This window comes from Allofrancisella heilbronnii (assembly GCF_000710735.2).
In the GTDB taxonomy this organism is placed as follows: domain Bacteria; phylum Pseudomonadota; class Gammaproteobacteria; order Francisellales; family Francisellaceae; genus Francisella; species Francisella frigidaquae.
Genome location: NZ_CP144673.1, coordinates 744774 through 764853, shown reverse-complemented (window position 1 = coordinate 764853; position 20080 = coordinate 744774). Strand labels below are relative to the sequence as shown.

Here is a 20080-nt window from a genome sequence, read left to right as displayed (position 1 = left end):
TAAACTTATCGGTATGAAATTTTATTTTAAAAGAATCATAGCTATAACAATACTACCTTTAGCTTTGATTTCTCAATCAATCGCATGTACTGCTGTTACTCTTGTTGATGCAAAGCAGCATGTAGTCTCAGGACGAACTATGGAGTGGGGTTTAGACTGGGACTGGAGAGTTATTTATATCCCTAAAAACACTGAGCAATCCCTAGCAGCACCAGCTGATCTAGTATTACCCATACAAACTTATAAATCTAAATACTCCATTTTAGGTACTGGCATTAAAAATGATCATCAAACCATACTTATAGATGGCCAAAATGATCAAGGTCTTAGCGTTAGTGCTAATTATTTACCAAATTTTACTCAGTATCAAAAAGTTAGCAAAAATGATAATAAATATGTGTCTATTATCGAATTTACTACTTTTATCCTAAGTGAATTTGCAAATATTAATCAAGTAAGACAAGCTTTAAAAGAATATAAAGTATGGTCAGATAGCACAACTATGGTTGATGGTATATCTCCAGAATTACATTTTCTTATTACAGATAAGCAGGGAGAAGGTCTAGTTGTAGAATATGTAAATGGAGATGTAAAGCTTTATGATGTAAATTCTAACGTCAAAGTAATGACAAATGCTCCTACTTACGATTGGCATCTTATTAACCTAAAAAATTATTTAAACTTGAGTAATAAAACTATAGTTAAAGTAAAGATTAGTGATTTCGTTGAAGATAACAAAAACAAACAAAAAACTATTCAAGATATAAATGGATTAGGTGAAGGAAATGGCTTTTTAGGATTACCTGGAGACTATTCTCCGCCGTCTAGATTTGTTAAGGTTGCTATACTAGCGTACTATTCTAACAATGAAAGCCCTGCTCTAGAAAGCTTGGTAACGAAAATAGCTCATATATTACATAATGTTGATATTGCAAAAGGCACTGTTGTCGAGAAAATTAGTGACCAAACGATGTATGATCATACTGCTTATACTGTCATCAAAGATTTAGATAAAAATTTACTTTATTTGTCATCATATTCAAATCCAGCTAGTTCAGTAATGATAGATCTAAATAAGCTAGATAAAAATAATACGAAAGCATTTGATACTATAATTAAGGATATTAAAATTCCAAACACTGATATTACAGACAATTTCCTACAATCCAATATCTTAAAAGACTATTAACTTAATATCGCAATAAATCTGTATTCAAGGCAGAAAACACCTCTACAAATTGGTTAAACTGTTTCACATAAGTTTCCATAGTATGTTATCATCGTAGCGTAGTAGTACATAGTGCAATTTTAAACTTTGGAGAAACTCGTGCAATATAACTATGACATAATTATTATTGGTAGTGGCCCTGGAGGTGAAGGTGCAGCCATGAAAGCTACTAGAAATGGTAAAAAAGTAGCAATTATCGAAGGTGATGCGCTTGGTGGAGGCTGTACACACTGGGGAACAATTCCTAGTAAAACACTTAGGCAAATTGCCAGAGAAATTGGCATGAATGGACAAAAAGGTAACTATGATTTTCCAAAAATGTTAGAGGGCGCTTACCAAATAGCAGACCTTCAAACAGAGATCAAAAAAAATAGATTTATAAGCCATGAGATAGATATATACTATGGTTTTGCAAGTTTTAAAGATAATCATACTATAAGAATATCTAGAAAAAATGGCTCTACTGAAATAATTACAGCTGAAAATTTTATATTAGCTACTGGATCAAGACCATACCACCCTTCAGATATTGATTTTTCTCATCCAAGAATATTAGATAGCGATAAAATTCTTACCTTGCAAGATAAAAACATTAAATCAATTTCTATTTATGGTGCTGGTGTTATTGGTTGTGAATATGCTTCTATTTTGAGAGCCTTAGACATACATATTAACCTTATCAATACTAGAGACAAACTGATGTCTTTTTTAGATGATGAAATTGTTGAAAACCTCACTAACCACTTTTGTATAAATCAACATATCCATTTAATTAATAATGAAACATATAAATCAATACAAGCAAATGATGATTATGTAACTATTACTCTACAATCAGGAAGGATCATAGAGTCTGACTATGTGTTATTTGCTCTTGGTCGCTCTGGAAATATTGAAGGTTTAAACTTAGATAAAATAGGAGTTCAAATTAATCCAAGCAGAGGACAAATAACTGTAGATGATAGCTATCAAACATCTGTACCAAATATATATGCTGTAGGTGATGTTATAGGACCTCCGTCTTTAGCTTCAGCTGCTTTTAACCAAGGTAGATTTGCAGCAACTCATATTATAGATGGCTCATGTAATGATAAACTAGTAGAGGATATACCTACTGGTATATATACTAGACCAGAAATTAGCTCTATTGGCAAAACAGAACAGGAACTAATAGCTGAAGGTGTCCCATATGAAGTAGGTAGATCTTATTTTAAAGAGTTAGCTAGAGCACAAATATCAAAAAATAAAACTGGTATGCTTAAAATTTTATTTAACCCTGATAGCGGTGCTATACTTGGTATACACTGTTTCGGCCATAGAGCATCAGAAATTATTCATATTGGGCAAGCGATCAAAGCTATGCCAGCTGAACACAATACCATAAGATATTTCTTAAACACTACTTTTAACTATCCTACTATGGCCGAAGCTTATCGTATAGCTGCTATTGATGGTGTTAACAAAGCGAAATTAAAAAAAATAGCTGCAGAGAAAGCAAAAACCGCAAAAAATAATTAACCTCTATATTTTCAAGATTGTAAACTATAATATATAATCATCTTTATTTAAAGTTTTACTAACTACCTTAAATTAAATGTTTGATACATATGTAGTACTCTTTTTTACTTTTCTATTTGGTGCTGCCATAGGCAGTTTTTTAAATGTTCTAGCTTTTAGACTTCCAGAAATGATAGAGCAGCAAGATGAAAAAACTGCTAAAGAAATACTAAATATAATTGATAACAAAGCTGTTGATATAGATATAAAGCAACAAGAAAATATCCTACGACCCTCAAAATGTCCCAAATGTTCTAACAAATTAAAATATAGACATAACATACCTATATTAGGCTGGTTTTTGCTAAAAGGAAAATGCTATTTTTGTAAAGTCAAAATATCCATTCAATATCCTTTAGTTGAATTAGTAACAGCTATTAGTTTTTGTATCATAATTTATTTATATGGAGTAAGCTGGCAAGCTTTTGCACTTATTTTACTTTTTTGTTTTTTTATTCCTCTTTTTATAATCGACTTAAAACACTATATATTACCTGACGAACTAACTCTTCCTCTTATTTGGATAGGACTAATTATAAATAGTTATGAGGTATTTACCAGCTTAAATAGCGCAGTATGGGGTGCTATTTTAGGGTATTTATCATTGTGGAGCATATATTGGATATATAAAAGTTTTACTGCAAAAGAAGGCTTTGGCTACGGTGATTTTAAGCTTTTGGCTGCTATCGGTGCATGGTTTGGTTATCAGATGTTAATTTATGCTATCTTTGCTAGCTGCATAATTGGCTTAATAATAGCTGGCTTAATAAATTTATTTGGACGTAGAACAAATGTTATTGCCTTTGGTCCTTCTATAATTTTAGCTAGCATTTTTTATCTAGCTACTAAAGATAATCTTTATATATGGTATAATCACGTTATGCTAATTCAATCTCCACTATGAGATGTCAAAGAGAAATTTCATTATCCTAATATTAATAGTAGTAATATTAGTGTTGCTTTTATACATTTTTAGTACTTTTAGAATAAATACAAGTGTCTCAAGTAATAAACAAGGCTTATTTATTGTTCAACAAGCATTCCCACAATATAAGATCATAAAAACTTTCGATACAGGAATAAACTTACAAGGATATGTTCTTGAGGATAAAAAAGACCCTAAAAAGCGTACGATCACATTTACAAGCAATGATGGTAGCGTAATAGTAAATGGTGAGCTTCTAGCTTGGGATAGAAACGAAAATACACTGACTAATCTTAACCAAATTTATATAAGTTACTTTACTTCAGATGATACTGCAAACAAACTTTATTTGGAAATAAAGAAAAACGCTTCTTATATTCAACAAGGAAGTGATACTGCTCCTCATAAATTTTACGCCATTATAGATCCTAGTTGTAGCCATTGTAATACTCTCTTTGATGCTGCTCAACCAGCTATAAAAAAAGGGTTATTAGCTGTACGTTGGATACCAGTTGGTGCATTAAACAACAGCACAAATATCGTTAATAGTTTTTTTAACTCAGAAAATCCATTGAAAGCTCTTTTGCAATTCTATCAAGATAAAAAATATGACAAGAAACTCAGTGAAACTAATCAAAAAACCTCTGGTAACCTTAAGTTATCTAAACTCATAAGTGGTTTTCCAACTATTATTTACAAAACTTCTCAAGGGGCTCTTAAAATTTCTGGTGGCAATAAACTCCCACTTACCAATGCTACTGTAGCTAAAAAAGAAAATGTTAAAAAACTTAATGAGTTTTTACTTTTAACATCTGATCAATTTTAATAAAACGTAGTAACTAAAACTATACGTAAAATTTGAAATATAAAAACAATGACCAAAATTAAAATGATAGTTGGCCTAGGAAATATAGGCAAAGAATACGAAGATACCCGCCATAACGTTGGAGAGTGGTTTATCGCTAAAATTGCTCAAGATAAACAAGAAAGTTTTAGTGTAAATTCAAAACTTAACTCAAATATTGCTAAAGTAAATATTGCTTATAATAATGTAATTCTAGTATTCCCTACTACTTACATGAATAACAGTGGTTTAGCTGTTAGCAAAGTAGCTAATTTTTATAAAATAAAACCAGAAGAAATACTAGTTGCTCACGATGAGTTAGATATTGATTGTGGCCAAATTCGTCTTAAAAAAGGTGGTGGCCATGGAGGACATAATGGTCTTAGAAGTATTCATCAACATTTAGGTACAAATGAGTACCTGCGTTTAAGAATTGGTATAGGTCATCCTGGTCATAAAAATAAGGTTTCAAACTACGTGCTATCAAAACCATCTATAGAGCAAAAAAAGCAAATAGACATTAGCATTGATAATGCGATATGTTTTTTAGATGATATAATAAACTATCAATTAGAGCCTGTAATGCAAAGGCTACATACAAAGTAATTTTATTAAGGAATTTTTATGGGATTTAAATGTGGTATAGTTGGTCTACCTAATGTTGGTAAATCTACCCTTTTTAATGCACTTACAGAAGCTGGAATTCAAGCTGAGAACTACCCTTTTTGCACTATTGACCCAAATGTTGGGATTGTGTCTGTTCCTGATCAAAGGTTAAATGAGTTAGCTAAAATTGTTAATCCTGAAAGAATACTTCCAACTACTATGGAATTTGTTGATATAGCAGGATTAGTAGCAGGTGCTAGTAAAGGTGAAGGACTAGGTAATAAGTTTTTAGCTAATATTCGCGAAACAGATGCTATAGCTCATGTAGTTAGATGCTTTGAGGATGACAATGTAATTCATGTTAGTGGTAAAGTTGATCCTATAGATGATATCAACACCATCAATATAGAACTTATTTTAGCTGATATTGAATCTTGTGATAAAGCTGTTCAAAGGTTTGCTAAAATGAAAAAATCTGGTGATAAAGAAGCTCTAGCAAAAGCTGATTTTTATACTAAACTTAAAGAGCATTTAGAATCTGAAAAACCAGCTAGAACTTTTGAAATGACTGAAGATGAAATTAAATGGCTTAAACAAACTCCCCTACTAACAAGTAAACCTGTATTATATATTGCAAATGTTGATGAAAATGGTTTTGAAAATAATCCTCTTTTGGATAAAGTTATTGAGTATGCAAAAGCAGAAAACTCAAACGTAGTGCCAGTTTGTGCAGCTATGGAACAAGAAATAACTCTACTAGAACCAGAAGAAAAATTAGAATTTTTAGCTGATATGGGACTGACTGAAACTGGTCTTGATAGAGTTATTAAGGCTGGTTATTCTTTACTTAATTTACAGACTTATCTTACAGCTGGTGTCAAAGAAGTTAGAGCATGGACTATACCAGTTGGGGCAACAGCTCCTCAAGCAGCTGGAGTAATCCATACAGATTTTGAGCGTGGCTTTATTCGTGCTGAAGTTATAGCTTATGATGATTATATAAAATATAACGGTGAAAAAGGCGCCAAAGAAGCAGGTAAAGCTCGTCTAGAAGGAAAAGACTATATCATGAAAGACGGTGATGTGGTTAATTTTAGGTTTAATGTTTAACCAAAAATATCCCCATCTCTCTCAACAATAGCCTTTGCATTTTTAGTAATTTTTTCAAGTGACCAATCCCACCAAGCAAGTTTCAGTAACTTTTTAATAGTTTGCTCATCGAAGCGTTTACGTATTAGTTTAGCAGGGTTACCTCCCACAATTGAATAAGGCTCAACGTCTCTTGTAACAACTGATCCCGATGCAACTATAGCTCCATCCCCTATCTTAACACCTGGCATAATTAAAGCATCATAACCAATCCAGACATCATTACCTATAACAGTATCACCTTTACTAATTGAGCTAAGAGGTATATCTTTCCAACTATTCCCAAACGCAGCAAATGGAAAAGTAGAGAAACCTTTTATAGCATGGTTAGCTCCATTCATTATAAAACGAACATTTGCTGCAATTTGGCAAAACTTTCCTATAATTAACTTATCACCTATAAAATTAAAATGATACAAAACATTTTTATTAAAATTATTTACATCTTCCGGATCATCGTAGTAAGTATAATCACCAACAATAATATTAGGATTATCCACAATGTTCTTTAGGAAACAAAGACGCTTTACATTTTCTATAGGAAATTTAATATTAGCATCAACCATTTATTACCTCTTTAGATTCATATCTACAAAACTGTTAGCTTTATAGATACTATTTTATTATCTCTAATTTCTGTGATTTCCAACAGAACGTTATTGTCTTTTATAGAACATGGTCCTGATGGTAAATTCTCAATCTCCTCAATTATTAAACCAGAAAGGGTTTTAGCATCCTCACTTTCAAACTGAATACCAATATGGCGATTTATTTCCCTAAGTGTAGCGCTACCTCCAATTAAGTAACTACCATCATCAAGCTTACGAATATTATTATGGATATCAAACCTATCAGAAAACTCTCCTACTATTTCCTCCATAATATCTTCTATTGTAACCACCCCTGTAACATCTCCATACTCATCGACAACCACAGCAAAACGCTTCCCTTTTTTTTGGAAATTGATAAGTTGCGTCTGTAAAGATACAGTTTCTGGGATAAAATATGGTTGCTGGGCAATTTTACGCAACTTAGACTTGTTAATACTAGACTTAGATAGTATTAGCAAATTAATTATTTCTTTAAATCTAATGACACCTATTACATTATTTATGCCATTTTCACATACAATAATATTTGCTGATTTCATTTTAGAAATACGAGCAAGTATTTTTTCTGTAGGATTATTTAAGTCTATATACTCTATTTTATTAAAATGAGTCATTACCTCTTGAATCAAAATTTTATCAAGCTCAAGGACACCTAAAAGCATATTTTTATTTTTAGACCCTAGCTTTGCATTTGACTCATGAACAACGGTATGTATTTCGTCTTTATTTAAAGATTCATTATTTACTGATTCTATTTTAATACCAAATATCTTAAGCGCTACCCTAGATATTATCCCTAAAATTATAACTATAGGATATAAAATCAACATAATCAGTTTTAAAGGCAATGAAAATGGAAATGCTAGCTTCTGTGGATATACTGCTGCAAATGATTTTGGTATGATTTCTCCAAATATTAAAATAATCATAGTAACAGCTATAGTAGATACCATAAGACCTAAACTACCAAAATGAGTTTCTGAATATGACGAAATAACTGCTCCTGCAAAGATGTTTGCAAAAGTATTACCTATAAGTATAGTAATTAAAAGTTTTTCTGGTTTAGCTACTAATGATAAACTGCGCTTTGCAGCTTTATTATTTTTCTTAGCCAAATGCTTTAATTTATATTTATTAAGAGCCATCATGCACGTTTCTGAACTTGAGAAAAATGCCGATATGCCTACAAGGGAAAATAAAATTACTATTACGGTGTAAGTATCCATTATCTACTGAATGATTATAAAAACAAACTTGAAAGTAATTCTAACATATACAAGTTGCTAGGTAAAAATATATGATTTTATTTGCTAGATTGTATTTTCAAGATTAGCTAAGAAGTTAAAGCTAATAAATATAATAATTATTTATAAAAAATTTATATATTAAATTTAACAAAAATATATTATATTATTATAGTTGCTCATTAAGTGTTTTAGTTTAAAAAAACCTATGTATGTATAATTTAAATTTTAAAAAAAAAACGGTTACAAAAACTGTTATTAGCAATAATTTTAACCCTACCAACGTTAGGATACTGCGGATTTATAGATTGGATAAGTAACTATACAGAAGTTACAAATGAGATAGAGCAACGCCTTGAGCAAAAATATTATGGTGAGAAATTTGAAGTTTGGGATGTAAGTTACTCAAGCAATTTGGATGAATATAATTTTAAGTATAAGTTAGAAGACAGCGACGATGCTACTTATATAGGGTCGTATTCCCCTAAAGGAGATAGATTAGTAGCAAATGAATATATGTGGGAAAAAATCTCTAAAGAATGGAGATCAATATTTGAGCAATATGTTAAAGGAGCCAGTAATAATTATTTTTTAATTGGCGGTATTGCTACACAATACCATAAAAATTTCAAAAAATATAAAATCGGTTATAGAAGTAAAGCATTAGACGATTTATTTAGTGAAAGTTTAACAGCTCAAGAGTGGATTGATAAAGATCATAGTGTTATTGCTGGGAGTATATCCATATTTATAGAAATACCAAGAACAGCAGAAGGGATATACAAAACCTTGCAGATGGCTGAAAAAATACACACAAAGCTTAGATCCTTTGACTTGTCTAGCTATAAGTTAGAAATAATAACTTATGACTTACCTAACAAATTTGACATAGATAAATATTTTAATGAAGTTAAAGATAATTTTGTAACTTTAGTTGATTGGTGGTTTGAACCAGGAATTCAGAAATATGCATGGGGATATTTATATTTAGATTCATGTCAAAAGGTTGATACTTTTGAAGAGTCTTGTGATGGTTATAAGGAAAACAATACAAATAATGATAACTTAGCACTAATAAAAAATCATACACCTGAAAATAGAACGCTTAGCTTAAATTATTTAGCCAAAAAATTTCGTTTAATAGATTGGTTCGGCGCACCTAATAAATGTGATCCTATATTTGGATGTTCAGGTATATGGCTTGCAAAACTAAGAGCTAATAAATCATTAAAATCTAGTCAACATTATCCAACACTAGTAAAACTAATAAATGAGGAAGAATATAACTACAAACAACTAGGTAATTAGGCCTATAAATTATAAAAAAGTTTTTAAGAAAGATGATCTAGATGGATGTTTTAATTTTCTAAGAGCTTTTGCTTCGATTTGTCTAATACGCTCTCTGGTTACGTTGAATTGCTTACCTACTTCTTCTAAAGTATGGTCAGTATTCATACCTATACCAAAACGCATCATCAAAACTTTAGCTTCTCTTTCAGTTAACCCTGTCTCTATCAATTCTTTAATTGCTTCTCTTAGGTTTTCTAAATTTGCTGACTCTATTGGAGAATAGTTATTTTTATCTTCAATAAAATCACCTACTGTAGAATCTTCATCATCACCAATTGGGCTTTCCATTGAAATAGGCGTATGCGAAATATTAAGAATTTTCTTAAGCTTTTCTTTAGTCATATTTGGCGTATGTTCGATAATCTCCTCTTCTGTAGCTTCACGACCTTTTTCTTGCATAATCTGGCGCTTAACTCTATTTACCTTATTAATAGTCTCTATCATATGCACTGGCACACGAATAGTTCTAGCTTGGTCCGCAATAGAGCGTGTAATAGCTTGACGGATCCACCAAGTAGCATAAGTTGAAAATTTAAAACCTTTACGATAATCAAACTTATCTACAGCTTTCATCAAACCAATATTACCTTCTTGGATAATGTCTAAGAAATGTAAACCTCTATTTGTATATTTTTTAGCTTCAGAAACAACTAACCTTAAGTTTGCTTCTATCATTTCTTTCTTAGCTTGCGTGATTTTAGCTTCACTTTTTGAGATCTCTAAATTGACTTTTTTAAGCTCTTCAATATCCATCATCATTAAATTTTGGAATTGGTTTATCTGCTTAGTAAGTGTTTCTATCTCACGAATAACATTTTCAGTAAACTTATATTTTTTAGTAATGGGCGCAAGCCAGTCTATTTTGCCTATTTTGTATACTTTTAGGAATTCTTGTCGAGGAGTTTTGGCTCTCTCAACACTTAACCTTAAAATTTTTCTTTCCAATTCTCTAACTTTTACAAATGGTAATCTGATATAATCTACCAATTTTTGTAAATGTGATGTTGATAACCTTAAGTTATCAAATTCTTTAACTATTACTGTATAGAGCTTTTTGTTTGGATTTTCTTGATATTGCTCATACAGTTTCTCAAGGTTTATAAAAAATTCATATGCCCTTTGAGTATCTATTTTTTCCTCGTGATCGCTTTCAGCTAATTTCTCCTCAACATCTTGCTCATCACTAAAACCAGCCATTATTTCATTAAATCTAATATACTTAGTTACAGGTTCCTCTTCTATTTCCTGAGAAGCCATGTATTCAGCAGCCTTCTCTTCTAGCTCACGAAATCTTTCAATATATGTTTTAACAACTACTGGATAACTCAAAATAGTACTAAAAACTTCTGTTGTACCTTCCTCAATCCTTATTGCAATTTCTGTCTCACCTTTTTTATCTAAAAGGTCTACTATACCCATTTCTCGCATATACATACGGATAGGATCAGAAGTTTTTCCTTTCAAATCATCAAGGTTTGCTTCACTTACTTTACGTTCATCCTCTTCTTCTAACTCGGGAGTTCTATCGTAAACATCAATTCCAGCATCTACTAATATTGCCTCTATCTCTTCATACTTTTTAGGATCATCCGAAACATCACCGGGCAAAGCATCTAAAATATCAGCTCTCGTTAAGTAACCCCTTTCTTTACCATCGATGATTAAATCTTTTAGATCTGAGAGCAAATCTTCTTTTGTCATTTAACACTCCAATAGAATTTTATTTTTTATATTTATCATTTAATATTTAAACTAAACACCTAATTTTGCTACTAAATATTTACGTTCCATCTCTTGGATTTCTGTCCGAAGTGGCAACGATGCTAAATATTTAAGTTGCTGCTTTACGCTTAGATTCTCAACTCGTTTTAACATATCTACTATTTGCTTTTGGTAATCAGCTTCTTTTGCATGTTTTTTAAGTGTATTTTCAATACCATAACTCAAAATTTCAAAAAAATACTCTCGACACCCTGGATAGTCTTCCGCTAATAGTTGTATAAGTATAATAGCTTCAACTTCATTAGATGTGTCCTCTTTGAGAATTTTCAAGCTCTTTGCTAAAATATCTAGGTTTTGCGAGGCTGAAAATATCTCAAAAACAGTATTTTTTTGCAACTCTTTAAAATCTTCTATATTTACAAAAATTTCTGCCAATAATATCTGTTCTAAAAGCAAACTTTTGGAGATCTTTAGTTGCTTATTATAGCGCTTTACAGCTAAATTTTGACCTATAGTACTGTCTATTCTCTTGCGTATTTTTAAAATCTTCTTTACTTGATCTATTTTTATATTTACCTTATCAGATATTGTAGCTATTATGCTTTCTGAATAGATATTTTCCTCTACTTCAGTTAAAAATGCTTTTAAATTTTCTAACACTTCTACTTTTGCTTGTGCGGTATTAAGGTCTCGATTACCTACAAAATTTTTAATTAGAAACTCCGCTACTGGTAACGCTTTATCTAAAATATTTTGAAAAGCTTCTAAACCATATTCTTTTATATAATCATCTGGATCTTTATTATTTTCTAAAGTCAGTATCCTAAGTTTTTTATTAGCAGTTAAAGTTGGTAATACTATTTTTATAGTCCTGATAGCAGCTTTTTGTCCAGCTTGATCTCCATCAAAGCATAATACCACCGAATTAGTTTCTCTAAATAAAATTTTCGCATGATTTTGCGTAAATGCTGTCCCCAAAGTAGCAACTGCCCCATAAAAGCCATGCTGTGCTAATCCCACAACATCCATATAGCCCTCTACTACAACTAAACTTTCACTTACATTTTTCTGTTGTTTTTTAAATTGTCTATACTCATATAAACCGTAAAGTATATTATTTTTCTGGAAAATTAGGGTTTCAGGTGAGTTAATATATTTTACACCGTCCTTATCATCTAACACTCTACCACCATAAGCTATAACATTCCCTTGAATATTACGTATAGGGAACATTATCCTTTTACGAAAACGGTCATAAATATTACCGTTATCTTTTTGTACTACCAAACCTGTTTCAATCAAAATATCATCAGTAAGTTTTGCTTTTTTCGCCAATTGGATAATGTTATCCCACCCATCACAAGCATATCCGATACCAAAAAATTTAGCTAACTCGCTACTTATAGCACGTTTTTTTAAATAATCTATAGCCTTATCTTTCATACTGGAATTTCCTAGACTCCAACGATAATATTTTTGAGCTGTTTCCAGAAAACTTATACATTTATTATATAATTGTTCTTGCTGTATATCTTCTTGAGAATGATTTTCATATTCTATAGGCTTACCTATCATTTCTGCTAAATTTTTTACAGCATCAATAAAATCTAAATTATTAACTTTTTTTATAAAAGTAATAGTATCTCCTGACTCTTGACACCCAAAACAATGAAAAAAATTTTTATCCGGAGTTACAAAAAAAGAAGGAGTTTTTTCGTTATGAAATGGGCAACAACCTTTATAGTTTTTACCAGATTTTTTAAGCTTAACAAAACGTGAAATTACATCAACAATATCAACACTAGATATTAGATCTTTGATAAAAATATTGGAGACTCTTTTTGTCATATTTTAAAGCAGCAAAAACTAACCTAAATTTGATTTTACTATAGCACTAACTTTACTCATATCTGTTCTACCAGCTAACTCTTCCTTTACATATGCCATGATTTTTCCCATTTCTTTCATGGAAGTAGCACCTACAGACTCTATAGCTTTTTGCACTATTGCAACTACCTCTTCGTCACTTAGCTGCTTTGGCATATAATTTGTGAGAATTTCTATTTCCCTTTTTTCACCATCCGCCAACTCAACTCTATTAGCTTGAATATATTGATTATAAGAATCTTGCCTTTGTTTGATCATCTTATTAACGATAGCTATCACGATATCATCAGTTATAGCAATTTTTTCATCTATCTGCTTTTGTTTAATAGCAGCCATAGCCATACGAATAGTAGTTAGCCTATTTTTATCTTTATTTTTCATAGACTCTTTCATATCTTGAGTCAACTGATTAAAAATTTGTGACATTGTATAAATAAGATTTCCTAATAAAATAGATGAGAGTATTTAATTACTCTCAAGGTGAATTAAATTATCTTGCTACTATATTGCTTTTGAAAGCCCTTTTTACAGCAGCAGCTTTTTTTCTTTTACGTGCCCAAGTTGGTTTTTCATAGTATTCTCTACTGCGTAGCTCAGATACTATTCCAGCTTTCTCACAAGATCTTTTAAATCTTCTAAGAGCAACGTCAAAAGGTTCTCTTTCTTTAACTCTAACGCTTGGCATACTTCTCTCACCTCACTTAAAAATGCCAGTTAATTAAGTTTATAAAAGTTTAGGGTACACACCATTAAATAACAAATCAAGATTTTAGCATATATTCAATTAAATGCAAATTTTTAATAAAATTACTAGCTCTTAAAGTTAGTACTTTCAAAAATTTTATCAGCTGATTTAGCTACAAAACCTTGGTATAACTTACCATTTTTATCCTGATACCTTTTAGCAAATTCATAGTAACAGCATGGTATAGTTTGCTTACCTTCGATAAAATCCACCTCTACCAAACCAGACAGTGTACTTGACTGCTCTAACAAATCAGCTGAAGTGCCTTTTATTTCTCCACCTGAAGAGTTAAGCTTTATACTATTTTGTTTTAAGAAGTCATTTACTTGTGCTACTTCATCAAATTTTTTTAATTTATTGATAAATACTGTAAAATGATTTGCCCTAAAACCAAAGGCATAAAACCAAGCCGCATATTCAGATTCTTCTAAAAGTTTAGTATAAGTTTGATAACTTATTTTATCCCAACTAGTGCCTGAAATTAAAAGTTGCTCTTTATTGTCTAATAACTTTTGCGGAATAGCTTTGATACATTTTTTCATAGTTTCCTGAACAAAAGAGCTAAACTCTTTTGTCAATAACTGACTTATAAAAATTTTTGGCTGATTCTCATCTACATGTTCAAGGTGTATTGCTTTTAGTTTTTTAACGTTAAAATCATAATCTCCACAAATACTATACCCCTTATCTATAAAAACTTGAGCTAAAGTATTTATATCTATACTTGGATCATCTAATGTTCTTAATGCAATATGATCATTGACAGGATTTTCTCCTTGTTTCACAAACAAATCATAAATCTGGGTAACATGAGGATTAAAAGCAACATATTGATCCCATAGCTTATTTAAAATATCTATACTCATAACTTTTTAATCCTCCAAATTAAATTTAATACCTTGCGCTAATGGTAAATCTTTACCATAGTTTATAGTATTAGTTTGTCTACGCATATAAGCTTTCCATGCATCTGAACCAGCCTCACGGCCACCACCTGTATGCTTTTCTCCACCAAAAGCTCCACCAATTTCTGCTCCTGAAGTTCCAATGTTTACATTAGCAATACCACAATCACTACCTTGGCTTGAGAGGAACTTTTCAGCATTTTGTAAATTATTGGTAAAAATAGAACTTGATAGTCCATAATTAACCGAGTTATTTAATTTAATCGCTTCGTCTATATTTTCAAAAGGCATTATGTATAAAATAGGACAAAAGTTTTCTTCTGCTACTATATGCATATCTTTGTTAGCTTCTATAATAGTTGGCTCTACAAAAAATCCTTCTTTTTGTATTTGCTTACCGCCTATTAGAAGCTTACCACCTTGCTCTTTTGCTTTTGAAACTGTATTAATAAAATTCTCAACAGCAACTTGGTCTATAACTGGTCCCATTAGATTTTTTTGATCCAAGGGATCACCAACTTTGATTTGCTTGTAAGCATTAAGCATTTTTTCTTTGACCAAATCGTAGATAGACGTGTGCACTATAAGACGACGCAAGCTTGTACAACGTTGCCCAGCTGTACCAACAGCCCCAAAGACAGCTCCAGGTATTGCAAGCTTTAAATCAGCAGTTTCATCTATTATTGTTGCATTATTGCCACCTAACTCTAAAATACATTTACCAAAACGCTTTGCTACCTGTTGGCCAACATCTTGCCCTACTTTTGTTGAGCCAGTAAATGAAACTAAGTTTACCCTTTCATCGTTAACTAAAGCCTTTGAAACTTCTATATCCTTTGAAATAACAGTGTAAAAAATTTCTGGGTAGTTATTTTCTTTAATAACTTTTTGACAAATATTTTGTACAGCAATAGAGCACAAAGGAGTTTTTTCAGAAGGTTTCCATACTACTGTATTACCACATATTACCGCTAAAAATGCATTCCACGACCATACAGCAACAGGAAAATTAAATGCCGAAATAACTCCTACTACGCCCAAAGGATGCCACTGCTCATACATTCTATGTTCAGCTCTTTCAGAATGCATAGTTGCACCATAGAGCATACGTGATTGACCAACAGCAAAATCTGCCATGTCAATCATTTCCTGAACCTCACCGTCACCTTCTTGCTTAGACTTACCCATTTCTAATGATACTAAACTACCTAAAGAATCTTTATTTTCACGTAGCTCTTGAGCTATTAATCTAACCAACTCCCCTCTTTTTGGAGCTGGTATCTGACGCCACTGTAAAAAAGCTTCTTTAGCTTTTGCAATAGCATCTTGCATATCTTTAATACTGTGATTTAGAACTCTAGCGATAATTTGACCATTAGCTGGATTGAGGGTTTCAATAGTATTTCCTCTATCATTTACTATATAGTTTTCTAGACCTAAGTTAAATTTCTCTAACATATTAATAACCTCCTGCTATTCGGCTTGTATCAAAAAACCAGAGTTTTTATAGTAATCTCCAAACTTATTATTATAAAAATCTTTTAAGCAAATAGACTCTTGATTAATAAAACCAGAAGCTTTTTGCGGTTTATTTAGCATGATATCTATAGTCACGCAAAGGCTTGTTGCTGTAGTTAATTGTAAAGCTGAAAAACGCTTTTTAAATATAACTTTGGATGGATATTTTTGAGCAAAATGACGCTCAGATTTAAGACCTTTACGGATCCCGTCTACTGAAACGTATATTAATACTATGTCTTGGTTAATACGTGGGATAGCATTATCCATAATTTTAACCATTAGATCCAAATCATCACCAAGCTTCATATCTTGCATTAAAAATCTCATTTTTTCGCAATGCCCAGGGTGACGAATACTTTTATAATTCATATTTTTGACTTTATCTTTATAGGTCTCAATCATCGAGCCAACTCCACCTGAAGTATTAAAAGCTTCGTAAGTTAAGCCATCAATCTTAATCTCTTCAATATCAGCTAATGGCGCTAGAATCCTCTTTTGCCCTCCTACTACTGCTTCACAAGGCTTAGCGTACTCATTTACCAAACCTTCTGTAGACCACGTTAAACCATATTGAAGTGTGTTTGAGACATTAAGAGGTAAAGCTCCTACACGCATACGCACTGTGTCAACCTGCTCAAATTCACCCAAAAGATTATTAGTTACAATACTAATAAATCCTGGTGCTAAACCACATTGAGGGGCAAAAAAACTATTTGATGTAGCTGCTAATTCTTTAATATATTTTGTTGTTTCAACATCTTCTGTTAAATCAAAGTAGTTAAGGTCTAACTTAGCTGCTAAGCTTGCTATGCCTTTATTAAAATAAAACGGTAAACAAGAAACTATCGCATCAAAACTATTATCTTTAGCATAATTTTCTAATTTTTCTGTATTAGTTACATCTAGTTCAACGTATTTAAGATTTGTATTATTTTTTTCCAAAGTTGGGTTATCTTCAGGTATAACCTTATCAACTAAATGGACAATATATTCACCACTGTCTACAAGCAAGCATGACGCCAAAGAGCCTACACGGCCAGCTCCTAAAATTAAAACTTTTTCCATAAGATACTTCCTTGTGTATTATTATGAATATCCTAATTAAGTTATATCATTTAGCCCATAGGGAGTAAATATGATTACGGCTAGAAAATCAAACAATAAAATAAAAAACTTTTTTAAAGCTACCTATATCGACAACCCATAACAAAGTTGTTTTACCTTGCTGGACTGATATTTTTTGACGTATATTATTTATTTGGATAGTATAAGTTCCACTATCTATCTGTTGTTCAAACAAATCCACGCTATTTGGCAGCAGTAGCCAACTTCTTAAATCAGCTTCTTTTGGTTCTGTTTTTGATAAATCAAATTTCAACTTACTTCCTAGCAACCCACCTAAGGCAAAATTTTTATCATAATTGTACTTTAAAATCTCAATGACTGTATTTTGCATAATTATCTTAGGATATTCAGCCACTAAAGATTTTATAGCAAATAAAGTACCATCTAATAGTGTTTCGGTATAAGTATTGACTAATTCTCTATCATTATCTGAAATTATAACCTTTTTAGGCTCAAAAAATTGGTACTGTGTATTGTAAACAGGTAATTGAAATTTCCTAACTCCAATATTGCCAATATTTAAAGGTGCTTTTATGGAATCTCTAGTGTTTACTAACCCCTGCTCATAAAAAACAACTATCCGACCCATACCCATTGGAAATGGTGATGTTTGGCTTTCTATTGCAGAATAGAATTCTTGTACTGTTTGGTCAAGGTAATGATTTCCAACTGTATATTGTTGAGCTTTTATTAAACTTGTTAAAGCTGCATTATAATCTTTAGACATAGAACTTTCTAAGATAGCATTTAAGTAATATCCCATAGGATTGCCATATGAATTTGGAATCTTGTCAGAAAAATTAGTCATATTTTCTAAAGCTTCGAAATTTTTAACGCCTAAATTTTCCATATTAACAGCATCTGTTTTAAGCTGTTTTTGTGCTAGTTTAGCCATACCTTTAGCTATACCATCTTGTTGGAGAGTCCAAAATTTAGCATTATCCAACTGCTGTAATGATTTAAGAGCAGAAGTTGGATCACTTTGCTTTAAATAGTTTAAAGCTTGATATATATACAAGAAATTTATAGCGTAATCAGGAATTATATACGCATTATCAGTATCATAGTAATTATAGGTATTTTTATTTAACAATATTGCTCTTGCTTGTTTTATAGCCTCATCTTTAGATGTCGCCACAGTGCTTAAAGCTTTACTATACTCATCTATAGAAATTTGATACTGATCATTTAGTTGTAATAATCTTCCAGATTCTAAGCTATTTAAATTTTTAAGTTGCTCTATATTTCCAATATGATTATTACTCTCAATAGCTGAGCTTAAATTTACCTGTGCTAACTTCTCACGTACAGAAAAAAATAATTTAGGGTAGTTACCAGATTCAAATTCTACTTTGGTAAGGTCATCTTTAGCATCTTTATAAGCACTACTGCAGCTACCTAATAAACATAAACAGCAAATCAAAAATAATTTATTTAAATTTTTCATCTTTATAACACCAGTGCCATGGCTCATAAATAAAGCCGTATTTATTATCTCTAGGAAAACTCATTATAAAACCATATTTTGAAGCGTTTTCCTCTAGCCAATAAAAAGCTTCGGTATTTTCAAACTCCTCAGTTAAAACTTCTTTTTCACCTAAGGTTGTCAAATCTATAGCTTTACCTGTATGATGCTCACTTTCTCCCACTAAAGCATTTACTTTGCTAATTTGCTCCAATGTTTGACCATTGGCTAATTTTCTATCAATAATCTTTTGTTGATAATCATAACTTCTAAACCCAGATACAATAAAAAGTTCTATACTATCAGACTTAGCAGCAGCATATAAAGCTAACCAAGCTTTATAAGTATTTTTTTCTAAATATACATCTCTTTGAAAGAAGTCTTTTCCAACTAATACAAGAGTATTTTTATCAGCTTCTGTAAATTTAGGTCTTTTTACCATCTAATTTCTTCTTCTAGTTTGAGTATTTCCTGAAGATATTTATCATGTTCTGCAAGATTACTAACACTTGCTTGACGTAAATTTAGTCTTTCAAAATCTACATCTGCACTATCTTTAGTTACAGATTTAGAAGTTTGTAATGACAATTTAGTTTGCCCTCCTGTCATAGCAAGGTACACATCTGCTAAGAGCTCACTATCCAGTAAAGCTCCGTGAAATGTTCTATGATCATTTCTAATAGCATAACGTTTACATAAGGCATCTAGATTATTTTTTTGCAAAGGATGTTTTTTCCTAGCAACTTCTAAGCTATCTACAATGTTAGCAACATGATCCTCAAGTTTTCCATACTTGTTGTTTTTTAATAAATTAAGCTCCCAATTAATAAATGGTACGTCAAAAGCTGCATTGTGGATTATAATTTCAGCATCTCTAAGAAACTCTATCATATCATCAGCTTTTTCTTCAAAAGTTGGTTTATCTGCTAAAAATTCATTTGTTAAACCATGTATAGCTAACGCTCCTGCCTCAACTTCAAAATTTGGATTACAATAAAAGTGTAAAGTATTGCCAGTTATCTTTCTATCAATAACTTCTACAGCTCCAAACTCAACAATTCTATTACCAATTTTAAAATCAAAACCAGTAGTTTCAGTATCTATAAAGATTTGTCTAGACATTTGATAACAACAAAAATATAACTATAATGAAATTATATCAACAGATAGCTATAAATGTAGTATATAGTTCAAAG

General features: G+C 31.3%; 19 protein-coding genes. 7 read left to right on the top strand and 12 right to left on the bottom strand.

Going from position 1 to position 20080, the window contains the following annotated elements; genetic code table 11:
- Window positions 1-13: 13 nt before the first annotated feature.
- The 6 genes from FRA_RS03565 (at window position 14) to ychF (ending at window position 6270) form a co-directional block, all read left to right on the top strand.
- Window positions 14-1189: a choloylglycine hydrolase family protein gene (locus FRA_RS03565; RefSeq protein ID WP_035718955.1), complete on the top strand. Its 1176-nt coding sequence runs from the start codon at window positions 14-16 to the stop codon at window positions 1187-1189.
- A gap of 138 nt (window positions 1190-1327) precedes the next feature.
- Window positions 1328-2746 (top strand): Si-specific NAD(P)(+) transhydrogenase, encoded by a 1419-nt coding sequence (gene sthA, locus FRA_RS03560; protein WP_051686746.1) that lies wholly within the window; start codon window positions 1328-1330, stop codon window positions 2744-2746.
- A gap of 76 nt (window positions 2747-2822) precedes the next feature.
- Window positions 2823-3689 (top strand): prepilin peptidase, encoded by an 867-nt coding sequence (locus FRA_RS03555; RefSeq protein WP_035718953.1) that lies wholly within the window; start codon window positions 2823-2825, stop codon window positions 3687-3689.
- Window position 3690: 1 nt separating this feature from the next.
- Complete coding sequence (locus FRA_RS03550; RefSeq protein WP_035718950.1) at window positions 3691-4536, top strand: thioredoxin domain-containing protein; 846 nt, start codon at window positions 3691-3693, stop codon at window positions 4534-4536.
- 48 nt (window positions 4537-4584) lie between these two features.
- On the top strand, window positions 4585-5160 hold the full coding sequence (pth, locus tag FRA_RS03545) for an aminoacyl-tRNA hydrolase (RefSeq protein ID WP_035718947.1): 576 nt from the start codon (window positions 4585-4587) through the stop codon (window positions 5158-5160).
- Window positions 5161-5178: 18 nt separating this feature from the next.
- Complete coding sequence (ychF, locus tag FRA_RS03540; RefSeq protein ID WP_035718945.1) at window positions 5179-6270, top strand: redox-regulated ATPase YchF; 1092 nt, start codon at window positions 5179-5181, stop codon at window positions 6268-6270.
- Here ychF and FRA_RS03535 read toward each other — a convergent pair.
- Together FRA_RS03535 and FRA_RS03530 are read right to left on the bottom strand one after the other, a co-directional pair.
- Window positions 6267-6875 carry a CatB-related O-acetyltransferase gene (locus tag FRA_RS03535; RefSeq protein WP_035718942.1) on the bottom strand — a complete coding sequence of 203 codons (609 nt, stop codon included), beginning with the start codon at window positions 6873-6875 and terminating at the stop codon, window positions 6267-6269. The genes ychF and FRA_RS03535 overlap by 4 nt on opposite strands.
- 23 nt (window positions 6876-6898) lie before the next feature.
- Window positions 6899-8146, bottom strand: a complete 1248-nt coding sequence (locus FRA_RS03530) for an HlyC/CorC family transporter (RefSeq protein ID WP_035718939.1) — start codon at window positions 8144-8146, stop codon at window positions 6899-6901.
- Between the two features lie 432 nt (window positions 8147-8578).
- Between FRA_RS03530 and FRA_RS03525 the strand changes: the two genes are divergently transcribed.
- Window positions 8579-9472, top strand: a complete 894-nt coding sequence (locus FRA_RS03525; protein ID WP_035718937.1) for a hypothetical protein — start codon at window positions 8579-8581, stop codon at window positions 9470-9472.
- Between the two features lie 9 nt (window positions 9473-9481).
- Here FRA_RS03525 and rpoD read toward each other — a convergent pair whose 3' ends face one another.
- The 10 genes from rpoD to dnaQ form a co-directional block, all read right to left on the bottom strand.
- The gene (gene rpoD / locus FRA_RS03520) at window positions 9482-11215 is read right to left on the bottom strand and encodes an RNA polymerase sigma factor RpoD (RefSeq protein ID WP_035718935.1); all 1734 of its coding nucleotides are present in this window, start codon (window positions 11213-11215) and stop codon (window positions 9482-9484) included.
- Window positions 11216-11266: 51 nt separating this feature from the next.
- Window positions 11267-13084, bottom strand: coding sequence for a DNA primase (dnaG, locus tag FRA_RS03515; protein WP_035718932.1), 1818 nt, complete (start codon window positions 13082-13084; stop codon window positions 11267-11269).
- Between the two features lie 18 nt (window positions 13085-13102).
- On the bottom strand, window positions 13103-13549 hold the full coding sequence (locus tag FRA_RS03510; protein WP_035718929.1) for a GatB/YqeY domain-containing protein: 447 nt from the start codon (window positions 13547-13549) through the stop codon (window positions 13103-13105).
- A 64-nt stretch (window positions 13550-13613) separates the two neighbouring features.
- Window positions 13614-13808 (bottom strand): 30S ribosomal protein S21, encoded by a 195-nt coding sequence (gene rpsU, locus FRA_RS03505; RefSeq protein WP_035718927.1) that lies wholly within the window; start codon window positions 13806-13808, stop codon window positions 13614-13616.
- Between the two features lie 125 nt (window positions 13809-13933).
- Complete coding sequence (locus FRA_RS03500) at window positions 13934-14734, bottom strand: DUF1338 domain-containing protein (RefSeq protein WP_035718926.1); 801 nt, start codon at window positions 14732-14734, stop codon at window positions 13934-13936.
- Between the two features lie 6 nt (window positions 14735-14740).
- Window positions 14741-16231 (bottom strand): L-piperidine-6-carboxylate dehydrogenase, encoded by a 1491-nt coding sequence (gene amaB, locus FRA_RS03495; protein WP_459382047.1) that lies wholly within the window; start codon window positions 16229-16231, stop codon window positions 14741-14743.
- Window positions 16232-16246: 15 nt separating this feature from the next.
- The gene (locus FRA_RS03490; RefSeq protein WP_035718921.1) at window positions 16247-17359 is read right to left on the bottom strand and encodes a saccharopine dehydrogenase family protein; all 1113 of its coding nucleotides are present in this window, start codon (window positions 17357-17359) and stop codon (window positions 16247-16249) included.
- Between the two features lie 88 nt (window positions 17360-17447).
- A complete protein-coding gene (locus tag FRA_RS03485; RefSeq protein ID WP_081835914.1) occupies window positions 17448-18866 on the bottom strand; it encodes a COG3014 family protein in 1419 nt (472 codons plus the stop codon).
- Window positions 18850-19326: a M15 family metallopeptidase gene (locus FRA_RS03480; protein ID WP_035718919.1), complete on the bottom strand. Its 477-nt coding sequence runs from the start codon at window positions 19324-19326 to the stop codon at window positions 18850-18852. Before FRA_RS03480 ends, FRA_RS03485 begins: the two co-directional genes overlap by 17 nt.
- Complete coding sequence (gene dnaQ / locus FRA_RS03475; protein ID WP_035718916.1) at window positions 19320-20006, bottom strand: DNA polymerase III subunit epsilon; 687 nt, start codon at window positions 20004-20006, stop codon at window positions 19320-19322. The genes FRA_RS03480 and dnaQ overlap by 7 nt, the downstream gene beginning before the upstream one ends.
- Between the last annotated feature and the right edge of the window lie 74 nt (window positions 20007-20080).